Below are 11,057 nucleotides of genomic sequence, written 5' to 3'. Positions count from 1 at the left end.
GCGCTATCGTCTATCTGCCGATAGCGTTCTAGTTCGGAGCATCGGCTGGTGCGTGTGACAGGCTATCCTCCACACGCCACCAGCAGGGCCGCTGCTCGGCGAAGCTATGAAACTGTGGTGCCAGCTCTCTGCCCGGTGCATCGAACCCCCCGAGCGTCAGCGCTATTGTCGCGCCGTCGTCGATGGCGCCTAGGGTCGATCCGCAGTGCGGGCAGAAGGCGCGGCTAGTAGTTGCCGACGATCGCCACAGTTGTGGTGCACCAGATGGCCCGATCCAGCGCAACTGGGCCTTGTCCAGTTCTACCCAGGCTAGGGTCAGTGATCCTGAGTGGCGTTGGCATTGCTGGCATGAACAGGTATGGGGATCGCGTAACTCACCCTGCACACTGAATCTGATCTGGCCGCACAAACAGCCGCCGGTATAAGCCGCCGCATCGCTCATTCGCACATTCCTCCAGATCATCGAGTCGCTCAGTGCTGGGTGCTTGGCGGCAAGATTCTAGTGCCTTTGCTGTGCCCCATACCGCCGGCAAACGTTGCAAGCGATGTATCTGCTGCCCCGCACACCCGGCGCATTGCCCGAGGTGATGTTGGCTGGTGGTGTTTCCGCGTTCAGAACCAGGCGTCCTGCATCGCCAGGCAGGTATCGTCGCGGCGCGCCAGGATGTCCAGGTCGTGGTGGCAGCTCGGCACTTCGCGCAGCAGGAAGTAGCGCGCGGCCTGCAGCTTGCCGTCATAGAAGTCAGTATCAGCGCCATTGCCCGCCAGTCGGCCTTGCTCGGCGCGCACCGCCTGCTCCAGCCAGCGCCAACCGAGCACCAGATGGCCGAATGCTTTGAGGTATAGCGCCGAGTCGGCGAGTGCGGTGTTGATGCGACCCTGTTGCAGATCCCCGAGCAGGCCCTGGGTGACCTCGGACAGGCGTGCCAGCAGGGCTTGCAAGGGCTGGCGCAGGGCGTCGAGCTCGCTGAACGGCTCGGCCCGCTGGCAGGTGTCGGTGATCCGCTGGCCCAACACCTGCAGCGCCGCGCCGCCGTGCTGACCGACCTTGCGGCCCAGCAGGTCGAGGGACTGGATGCCGTGGGTGCCCTCGTGGATCGGGTTGAGGCGGTTGTCGCGGTAGTACTGCTCCACAGGGTGGTCGCGGGTGTAGCCATGGCCGCCGAGAATCTGGATCGCCAGGGCATTGGCCTGCAGGCAGTACTCGGACGGCCACGACTTGGCGATCGGCGTGAGCAGGTCGAGCAGCTGGCGCGCCTGTTCACGTTGCTCGGCATCGTCGAGGGTCTGGCTGTCGTCGACCAGGCGGGCGCAGTACAGCACCAGGTCGAACCCGCCTTCCACGTAGGCTTTCTGTGCCAACAGCATGCGGCGCACGTCGGCGTGCTCGATGATCGCCACCTGGCCGCCGGCCTGCTTGGCATCGGGCAGGCGCCCCTGGGGGCGCTGGCGGGCGTAGTCGAGCGAATACAGGTAGCCGGCATAGCCGAGCATCACCGCACCCATGCCGACGCCAATGCGTGCCTCGTTCATCATCTGGAACATATAGGCGAGCCCGGCATGGGGTTTGCCAACCAGATAGCCTACGCAACTGCCTTGATCGCCGAAGTTCAGCGCCGTGGACGTGGTGCCGCGCCAGCCCATCTTGTGGAACAGGCCGGCCAGGGTGACGTCGTTGCGAGCGCCAAGGCTGCCGTCGTCGTTGACCAGGAATTTCGGCGCGATGAACAGTGAAATGCCCTTCACACCGGCTGGCGCGTCGGGCAGGCGGGCCAGCACCAGGTGGACGATGTTCTCGCTGAGGTCGTGGTCGCCACCGGAGATGAAGATCTTGTTGCCCTTGAGGCGGTAGCTGCCGTCGCCTGTCGGTTCGGCGCGGGTGCGGATATCGGCCAGCGAGGAGCCGGCGTGGGGCTCGGTCAGCGCCATGGTGCCGAAGAAGCGCCCCTCGATGATCGGCTGCAGGAAATGGCGCTTCTGCACGTCATCGCCAAAGGCTTCGATCAGGTTGGCGGCGGCCATGCTCAGCAGGGGATAGGACGCCGTGGCGATATTGGCCGCCTGGAAATGCGCGAAGCAGGCTTGGGACAGCAGGTTGGGCAGCTGCATGCCGCCCAGCTCGAAATCCCGCGTGGCGTTAAGGAAGCCGGCCTCGTTGAAGGCCTGCAGCGCCGGCTTGACCTCGGCGATCAGCTGCGCGCCGCCATCGACGAATCTGGGCTCGTGTTCGTCGTTCTTGCGGTTGTGCGGGGCGAACAGGTGTTCGGCGATGCTGCGTGCGGTGCCTAGCGCGGCGTCGAAGGTTTCCCGGTTGTGCTCGCTGAATCGCGGGCGCTGGCTGAGTGCCTCGGCGTCGAGCACTTCGTAGAGTTCGAATGCCAGGTTGCGGGCGCTGAGCAGGGTATCGGACATGGTGGCTCTCCGGTGGAATGAAGCCAGTCTAGGGGCCGCACCACACGAGGCCAGCATCATCGAAACCGGTGATACCCGGGGAGAAGCCGGACGGCGTCCGGTGGGCGCTGCGCCAGGCGGCCAGGCCAGCTACAATTCGTCCCCTGCTCAGGAGCCGATGATGAATTACCGCCACGCCTTCCACGCCGGCAACCACGCCGATGTGCTCAAACACTTGGTGCTCTGCCGCCTGTTCGCGCTGCTGGCGCGCAAGGACGCGCCCTATGCTTATCTGGACAGCCACGCCGGCGTCGGCCTCTACGACTTGCAAGGCGACCAGGCCAGCCGTACCGGTGAATGGCGCGAAGGCATCGGTCGGCTGTGGGAAGCCACTGACGCACCCGAGGCGCTGCTCGACTACCTGGAAGTGATTCGCGCGATGAACCCCGATGGCGTGCTGCGTCATTACCCCGGCTCGCCCGAACTGGCCCGCCTGCAGACCCGTGAGCAGGACCGCCTGCACCTGAACGAGAAGCACCCGGACGACGGCCAGGCGCTCAAGGAGAACATGGCCGGCGACCGTCGCGTGGCCGTACACCTGGGCGAAGGCTGGCATCTGCCACGTGCCTTGCTGCCGACTCGCGAGAAGCGCGCGGTGATGCTGATCGATCCGCCGTTCGAAAAGGCCGATGAGCTGGAGCGCTGCGTGACTGCTCTCAACGAGGCGATCGGACGCATGCGTCAGACCATCGTGGCGGTCTGGTACCCGATCAAGGATGAGCGCCAGCTCAAGCGCTTCTACCGCGACATGCAGAAGAGCGCCGCCCCGAAATTGCTGCGTGCCGAGTTGTTCGTCCATCCGGCCGACGACGCCGGGCGCCTCAATGGTTCGGGCCTGCTGATCAGCAATCCGCCATGGGGGTTGGAAGAGGAGCTGCGGGCGCTGCTGCCGTGGTTGGCCGAGCGCCTGGCGCAAAGCCAGGGCAACTGGCGGCTGGACTGGCTGATCGCCGAGCAGCAGGCCTAGGGTCTGTTGACGTTTCAACGCGAGCCGCGTTGCCGCGAGAAAACTCGCCAGGCTAGGCGGAGGGCGCAGGCAATGGTTGTTCCCTTGCCAAGCCCTCCAACAACGCATGGCGAGTTTTCTCGCGCAACCCGAAGGGCCGGGCCCGTTTTTGCGCGATGCGGCGTTACTCGATGGCTCATTTGACCTGCCAAACTTCGCATCTCGTGCCTTGCCTCGCGCAAAAACAGGCTCCGGCGCGGCCGTGCGTGAAACGTCAACAGACCCTAGGAGCCTGTTCGCGATCTTTCAGCCTTTTGGCAGCTGAGTGGCAGAAGCGGCTGGTGAATGCGTGCTTTTTGTAGGAGGGGCTTTAGCCCCGAGCTCTTTACGCCCTCATAAAGCTCGGGGCTAAAGCCCCTCCTACGTTCTCACCCGCCGCTGCCTAGCGACGCCGCGGGTCGACGAAGTAGGTCAATTGCTGGCGCGGGTTGAGGTACTCCAGCGCCTCGGGCGGTAGCTGCGAGGGGCGAATGCTGGCGGCGATGGCCAGTTTCGGCTCGGCTTCTAGGTTGACGATCAGCGCTTCCTCCTTTGGCACGGCCGGATCGTAGATGATCAGGGTCGGCTTCAGGGGCAAGGTCGGATGCATGCCCAGCACCAGCGCGTAGCGTTCGTCCTCGAGCTGCACCAGGCTGCCGGGCGGATAGACACCCATGCAGCGGATGAAGGCCTTCAGGGCGACATCGTCGAAACGTACCCGATACTGCGGCAGGAACATCCGCGCCAGCGCCTCGTGGGGGCTCAGGGCCGTCCGCGGGTCGACCGGGTTGCACAGGTTGTCGAAGTGGTTGGCGATGCACACGATGCGGCTCAGACGGCCGATGGAGGCCTCGCGCAGCTGCTGTGGATAACCGCTGCCGTCACAATGTTCATGGTGCTCGTAGATGATGCGCAGCACATCGTCGTCGAGCATCAGCTTCTCGCCCATGCGCTTGCCGTACAGCGTGTGCATTTCCAGCAACTGTTGCTCGGCGCGGGTCAGCGGTGGCGGCTTGAGCAACACCTTGCTGGGCAGTTCCAGCTTACCGATGTCATGCAGCAGTGCGCCCATGCCGAGCATGTGGCTGGCCTCGGCGTCCAGGCCCAGCTGGCGCCCGAGCATCATCGACAGCACGGTAACGTTCAACGAGTGCAGGTAAGAGTCTTCGGCGGCCTTGCCGTTGATGCTATGCAGGGCGACGCCGTCTTCGCCGAGCATGGTGGTAACCAGCTCGTTGACCAGCGCACCGGCCTGCTTGACCGATTCCTCCGGCTGGTTGCGCAGGCTCTGGTTGAGGGCCTTGACCCGCTGGCTGGCCTGGACGAAAGCGCGGTCGACCTCCGACAGGCGTTTGCGCAGCACGCTGAGTTGCTTGACCCGCGCCTGGCGTGCCTGCTCCTGGGGATCGGGCGGTAGTGGCGCGGCAGGCTGCTCGACCGGCGCTTCGGCCAGTGGCAAGGGCGCGCAGTCACTGCGTGCCGGGTCATAACGCAGGCGCTTGAGACCCAGGGCGCGCAGCTGCTTGAGCTGGCCGTCGTCCTTGATCTTGAAATTGCTGAACGCGAACGAATGTTCCCACCAGCTCAAGTCGAGCTGGATGTACAGCCCGACACAGAGTTGCTCGGGCAAAATGTAGGGCAGGTTGGCGGGCATCCGGTGCTCGTCGATTACTGGCTAATTGCCCACAAGTTTAGTCGGACTGACGATGGGATGGCAGTAGTTCGTCAGGCCATCACGTCGATGCTGTTGCCCAGGTTTGGTGGATTGACGGGGGCACTGGCGGGTGATGCTGCCTGCACCAGGCCGCTGACGCTGGCGGCCTGCAGTTCGAGCGTCTTGCGCAGCAGCAAGAGCGACATCTGCGCAGAAAACTGCGCCGATGCCTGACTCGATACCTGACTGGCAATGCTGCTCAGTTCCACGGTCGCTTGCTCCTATATCAGGCCTGCGGTGGCAGGCACACACCCGTGCCGCCCAGCCCGCAGTAGCCTTCGGGGTTCTTGGCCAGATACTGCTGATGGTAGGCCTCAGCGTAGTAGAAGGTTGGCGCGGGTGCGATTTCGGTGGTGATCTCGCCCAGGCCGGCCTTGCCCAACTCCTCCTGGAAGTGCTGCTGGCTGTGCCTGGCGGCAGCGAGTTGCTGCTCATCGACGCAGTAGATGGCCGAACGATACTGGCTGCCGATGTCGTTGCCCTGGCGCATGCCCTGGGTCGGGTTGTGCACTTCCCAGAATACCTTGAGCAGGTCTTCGTAGCGGGTCAGCTTGGGATCGAATACCACCAGCACGACTTCGGCGTGACCGGTCAGCCCCGAGCAGGTCTCTTCATAGGTCGGGTTCGGCGTATGGCCGCCGGCGTAGCCCACTGCGGTGCTCCACACGCCGGGTTGCTGCCAGAACCGTCGTTCGGCGCCCCAGAAGCAGCCCAGGCCGAACAGCGCGGTCTGCAGGCCAGCGGGGAAGGGGCCTTGTAGCGGGTTGCCGTTGACGAAATGCGCCTCTGGCACCGAAATCGGGGTTTCGCGACCCGGCAGCGCCTGCTCGGCGCTGGGCAGTTCGAGTTTGTGGGCGAGAATTTCCGAGCGTAGAGCCATGTTGACCGTTCTCCGAATCGTTGTTCTGGGATAGACCGCGGCGGCTGACGGAGGTTGATTACCGTCTGGCAGCCGGGCGTCGCGAGTAGCGCTTGAGACTTTCTACCAGATCGCGGCCCGGTATGGGGCGATCGAATAAGTAGCCCTGACCGATGTCGCAGTGCTGGCGACGTAGGAACGCCAGTTGCGCGGGGGTTTCGACGCCTTCGGCGACGACTTTGAGCTTGAGGTTGTGGGCCATGGCGATCACCGCGGAAGTGATCTCCATGTCGTCCTCGCTCTCGGGGATGTCCTTGATGAAGCTGCGATCGATCTTGATCACGTCGATGGGGAATTTCTTCAGGTAGCTGAGCGACGAGTACCCGGTGCCGAAGTCGTCCATGGCCAGGGTCAGGCCCAGCTGCTTGAGGGCGTTGAGCTGGCTGCGCGTGCCGTCGGTGGCTTCCAGCAGCAGCCCTTCGGTGAGCTCCAGTTCGAGCAGCTCGGGTGGCAGCTGCTCCTCTTCGAGGATGGCCGCGATCGAGCCGACCAGATCCGGGTCGCTGAACTGCTTGGGCGACAGGTTGATGGCCACTTGCAGATTGCCCAGCCCGACGGCGGTCAGTTGCTTGCTCATGCGGCAGGCCTGGCGTACCACCCATTTGCCGATCGGCACGATGAGCCCGGTCTCTTCCGCCACGCTGATGAACTGGTCCGGACGGATCATGCCTTTTTCCGGGTGCTGCCAGCGCAGCAGCGCTTCCATGCCCAGCAGTTGGCCGGTCTTCAGGCACAGCTTGGGCTGGTAGAACACTTCCAGCTCGTTCTGGGTCAGGGCGCGGCGCAGGTTGTTTTCGACGAACAGCTTGTAGTTGGCCTCGGCATTCAGCGCATCGGTGAATACCTGCAACTGATGCTTGCCGTTGGCCTTGGCCTTGTGCAGCGCCAGACCGGCATGTTTCATCAGGGTCTGCGGGTCGGCGCCATGCTCCGGGGAGCAGGCCAGGCCCACGGAGCCACTGATGATGATCAACTGATTGTCGACGAACAGCGGCTTGTCGAGGGTCTCCAGAACCTGCTGGGCGATCAGCTGGCCGCGTGGGCTCTCGCAGTTGTCGAGCAGAATAGCGAATTCGTTGCTGGCGAAGCGTGCCAGGGTGCCTTCGCCACTGAAACTGTTGCGCAAGCGCTTGGCGAGGCTGACCAGCAGTTTGTCGCCGGTCTGGTGGCCGAGGGTGTCGTTGATGCGCTTGAAGTTGTCGATATCCACCAGCAGCAGGCTGACCGGTGCGGTGCCGCTGCTGAAGCGCTTTTCCAGCGCGCGGATGAAGGCGTAGCGATTGCCTAACCCGGTGAGGTTGTCGCTGTAGGCCAGGCGCTCGATGCGCTGCTGGGACTGCTTGGTCTCGGTGATGTCTTCGTAGATGCCGATGTAGTGGGTCAGGGTGCCGTCGTCGGCATGCACCTTGGAGATCGAGAACTGGCTCCAGTAGGGTTCGAGGTTCTTGCGCCGGCTCTTGAATTCGCCCTGCCAGCTGTTCTGCTCGGCGAGCCCCGATGCACTGTCGAACAGCAACTCGCTGAGGTTTTCCAGGGCCGGCAGCTCGGCGAGCTGACGGCCCTGCACTTCGTCGGCACTGTACTGGGTGATGGCCGTAAAGCTGGGGTTCACGTACTCCACCATGCCGTCTCGGTTGAGCAGGATGAAGGCGCTGGCGCTCTGCTCGACGGCGCGCTGGAACAGGTAAAGGGCGCTGGTGGCGTTGCGCCGCTCCTGATTGCTCAGCACGTTGGCGTACTGGTCGGCCAGTTCCCCGGCGAAGGCGACTTCGTCCGCTTGCCAGGCGCGGGGGCCGCCGGTGTGCTCCAGGCACAGCACGGCGACCAGTTCGCCGCCGACCCGAATGCTGGCATCGAGAATCGCAGACACCGACTTGGGCCGCAGGTAGTCGTCGAGCAGCTCGCGGGTACGGGCGTCGTTCTCGGCATCGTGGGCGTCGAGCGCACGGCCTTCCTTGAGTGCACGCAGGTAGTTCGGGTAGCGCCGGCCGTCGATCGGCAGCGGCATTTCGTGATGGCCCTGCTCCTGCAGGTAGAGCGCCACGGGCTCGAGCGTATCGCCATTGATGTGCCAGATGCCGGCACGCGCCACGCCGTAGATCTCGCAGGCGCTGCGGGTGATCAGCTCGGCGGCCTCGCGACGCTGGTCATTGCCCTGATAGCGCTGACTGGCCAGGCGCACGATGAGCTGCTGCTGGGCAAAGGCGCGCGTTTGCTGCTGCTGCAACTCGGCTTGGCTGCGCTGCAGGTCTTCCAGCGTGTCTTGCTGTTGGAATGGCGGAGCGGTTGTCTCGTCGCTGGTAACCAGCAGATAGCCGCGCAGCAGGGCACGGCCGCGTTGCTTGAAGGGCTCACCAAGCTCCATCAGTTGCAGTGGGCCCTGGGGCGTGTGCAGGGTGTAGCGCACCAGATAGCGCGAGTTTTCCACGAGCTGTTGCTGGATTGAGTCGTGCAGCCGGTAACGCGCTTCGGGCTCCATCAGGCTGGCGTAGGGCGTTTCCACGAGGTTGCAAAGATCGCTGGGCGGGATGCCGAACTGCTTTTCGCAGGTCGCATCGATGAACAGCAGGAGCCAGTTCGCCTCATTCATCCGCTCGAAACGCATCATGCCGAGCCGCGAGGGCACGGGTAATTGCGTCACGACCTCGGCCATGGCACGGCCTGCGGTATCGGGATGGCTCTTCATCGACTGGCTGTATCCATCGGCTGGCACAGGTTACTGCCCGGCCACTTCACTATAGCGCTAACGAGGGGATTACCGTATCTGCTCCAGCCACCATGGGGCGGTAGTGGTGGCCTAGGTTGCACCATGGTGTGGCGACTGACAAGAAGTCTAATGGCATTGTGATGTCTTTATTTCAACTGTCTGATTTGAAAAGGATATTAGATCGATAAAAAGGGGATGAACGGTCGGTTGTATACCAACGAGCAAGCCAAAAAAAACCCCGCCGGATCGGGCGGGGTCGAGGATACGAGCGTGGCGCTCGAAACGGTTCGCTTACAGCAGCATGGTGCGGATGTCGGTCAGTACATCGCCCAGGCGCTTGGTGAAGCGGGCAGCGGCTGCACCGTTGATCACGCGGTGATCGTAGGACAGCGACAGCGGCAGCATCAGCTTGGGCTGGAAGGCCTTGCCATCCCATACCGGCTGGATGGTCGCCTTGCTGACACCGAGGATCGCCACTTCCGGGGCGTTGACGATCGGCGTGAAGCCGGTGCCGCCAATGTGACCGAGGCTGGAGATGGTGAAGCAGGCACCCTGCATGTCGTCAGCCGACAGCTTCTTGTTGCGCGCTTTCTCGGCCAGCGCAGCGGCTTCGGCAGCCAGTTGCAGCAGGCTCTTCTGGTCGACGTTCTTGATTACCGGGACCAGCAGGCCGTCCGGCGTATCGACGGCAAAGCCGATGTGCACGTACTTCTTGCGGATCACGGCCTTGCCGCTTGGCGCCAGCGAACTGTTGAAGTCCGGCAGCTCCTTGAGCAGGTAGGCACAGGCCTTGAGCAGCAGTGGCAGCACGGTCAGCTTGACGCCCGCTTTCTCGGCGACGGCTTTCTGGGCGACGCGGAAGGCTTCCAGCTCGGTGATGTCAGCCGAATCGAACTGAGTCACGTGCGGCACGTTGAGCCAGCTGCGATGCAGGTTGGCGGCGCCGACCTGCATCAGGCGGGTCATCGGCACTTCTTCGACTTCACCGAACTTGCTGAAATCGACGGTCGGGATCGGCGGAATGCCGGCACCGCCTGTCGCGCCAGCAGCAGAAGCGGCAGGAGCCGACTTGGCTTTCTGCAACTCGGCCTTGACGTACGCCTGTACGTCTTCCTTGAGGATGCGACCTTTCGGGCCACTACCGGGCACCGCACCCAGCTCGACGCCGAACTCGCGGGCCAGCTGACGCACGGCCGGGCCGGCGTGTACCTTGCTGCCATCGCGGCTCGGTGCTGCTGCAGGAGCAGCTTGCGGTGCGGCCTTGGCGGGTGCGCTGCCTTGCACGTTGGCCGGCTTGGCCTGCTCGGGAGCAGCGGCAGGCGCCTGTGCAGCGGCGGCCGGTTTGGCGGCAGCCTTGCCCTGGACCTTGAGGGTCAGGATCAGGTCGCCGGTCTTGGCCTGGTCGCCAACCTTGATGGCAATGCTTTCGATCACGCCAGCCTTTGGAGCTGGGATCTCCATGCTGGCCTTGGCCGACTCCAGGGTGATCAGCGATTGCTCGGCTTCCACGCTGTCGCCTACCTTGACCAGCATTTCGATGACACCAGCAGCGTCGTCACCGATATCCGGGATACGCACTTCCTCACTGCTCTCACCTGCCGGCTCTTCGGCTGCGGCAGGTGCTGGCGCTTCGGCCTCGGCCGGTGCAGCTGCCGGCGCTGGCGCGCTGGCGGCCTGCTTGGATTGGGCGCCGCCGGCACCCTTGAGCACCAGAATCAGGTCGCCAGTGCCGACTTCGTCACCGACCTTGACCGATACGCTCTCCACCACGCCGGCAGCCGGCGATGGGATTTCCATGCTGGCCTTGTCGGACTCGAGGGTGATCAGCGATTGATCGACCTCGATGGTGTCGCCCGGCTTGACCGCCACTTCGATGATGCTGGCCTTGGCGCTGGAGTCGATGTCCGGCACCTTGACTTCCTGGGGCTCGGCACTGCCAGCCGACTGAGCTTGCGGCTCGGCGGCCGGTTGCTCGGCGGCAGCAGGCGCTGCCGGCTCAGCGGCTTGTTCCTGCTGGGCAGGCGCGGCTTCGGCGTCGCCTTCCACGTCCAGCTCGAGCAGCTCGTCACCTTCTTTCAGGGTGTCGCCGAGCTTGACCTTCAGGCTCTTGACGACGCCGGCCTTGGGGGCCGGAATTTCCATGCTGGCCTTGTCCGACTCCAGGGTCAGCAGGCTCTGGTCGGCCTCGATGCGGTCGCCGACCTTGACGAACAGCTCGATGATTTCACCCTCACCGCCGCCGATGTCGGGTACGCGAATCAATTCACTCACAATGCGTCTC

General features: G+C 63.9%; 8 protein-coding genes. 1 reads left to right on the top strand and 7 read right to left on the bottom strand.

The features are described 5' to 3' along the window. Positions 1-28: 28 nt before the first annotated feature. Together BVH06_RS05940 and BVH06_RS05935 are read right to left on the bottom strand one after the other, a co-directional pair. Positions 29-442, bottom strand: a complete 414-nt coding sequence (locus BVH06_RS05940; RefSeq protein WP_075933515.1) for a GFA family protein — start codon at positions 440-442, stop codon at positions 29-31. Between the two features lie 170 nt (positions 443-612). Next, a complete protein-coding gene (locus tag BVH06_RS05935) occupies positions 613-2,412 on the bottom strand; it encodes an acyl-CoA dehydrogenase (RefSeq protein WP_075933514.1) in 1,800 nt (599 codons plus the stop codon). Positions 2,413-2,572: 160 nt separating this feature from the next. Here BVH06_RS05935 and BVH06_RS05930 point away from each other — a divergent pair, with 160 nt between their 5' ends. After that, positions 2,573-3,418: a 23S rRNA (adenine(2030)-N(6))-methyltransferase RlmJ gene (locus BVH06_RS05930; protein ID WP_075933513.1), complete on the top strand. Its 846-nt coding sequence runs from the start codon at positions 2,573-2,575 to the stop codon at positions 3,416-3,418. A gap of 421 nt (positions 3,419-3,839) precedes the next feature. Here BVH06_RS05930 and BVH06_RS05925 read toward each other — a convergent pair whose 3' ends face one another. The 5 genes from BVH06_RS05925 to aceF all read right to left on the bottom strand — a co-directional run bounded on the left by BVH06_RS05925 (position 3,840) and on the right by aceF (position 11,047). Beyond that, the gene (locus BVH06_RS05925) at positions 3,840-5,090 is read right to left on the bottom strand and encodes an HD-GYP domain-containing protein (RefSeq protein WP_075933512.1); all 1,251 of its coding nucleotides are present in this window, start codon (positions 5,088-5,090) and stop codon (positions 3,840-3,842) included. A 71-nt stretch (positions 5,091-5,161) separates the two neighbouring features. After that, entirely contained in the window at positions 5,162-5,359 is a 198-nt protein-coding gene (locus BVH06_RS05920; RefSeq protein ID WP_075929701.1) for a putative motility protein, read from the bottom strand. Between the two features lie 17 nt (positions 5,360-5,376). Further along, positions 5,377-6,030, bottom strand: coding sequence for a peptide-methionine (S)-S-oxide reductase MsrA (msrA, locus tag BVH06_RS05915; RefSeq protein ID WP_075933511.1), 654 nt, complete (start codon positions 6,028-6,030; stop codon positions 5,377-5,379). A gap of 58 nt (positions 6,031-6,088) precedes the next feature. Continuing rightward, the gene (locus BVH06_RS05910) at positions 6,089-8,755 is read right to left on the bottom strand and encodes a bifunctional diguanylate cyclase/phosphodiesterase (RefSeq protein ID WP_075929699.1); all 2,667 of its coding nucleotides are present in this window, start codon (positions 8,753-8,755) and stop codon (positions 6,089-6,091) included. A gap of 312 nt (positions 8,756-9,067) precedes the next feature. Next, positions 9,068-11,047 (bottom strand): dihydrolipoyllysine-residue acetyltransferase, encoded by a 1,980-nt coding sequence (aceF, locus tag BVH06_RS05905; RefSeq protein ID WP_075933510.1) that lies wholly within the window; start codon positions 11,045-11,047, stop codon positions 9,068-9,070. Positions 11,048-11,057 lie beyond the last annotated feature (10 nt).

The organism is Pseudomonas sp. PA27(2017) (assembly GCF_001945445.1).
Lineage (GTDB): Bacteria > Pseudomonadota > Gammaproteobacteria > Pseudomonadales > Pseudomonadaceae > Aquipseudomonas.
This window is presented reverse-complemented; position numbering and strand designations above follow the sequence as displayed.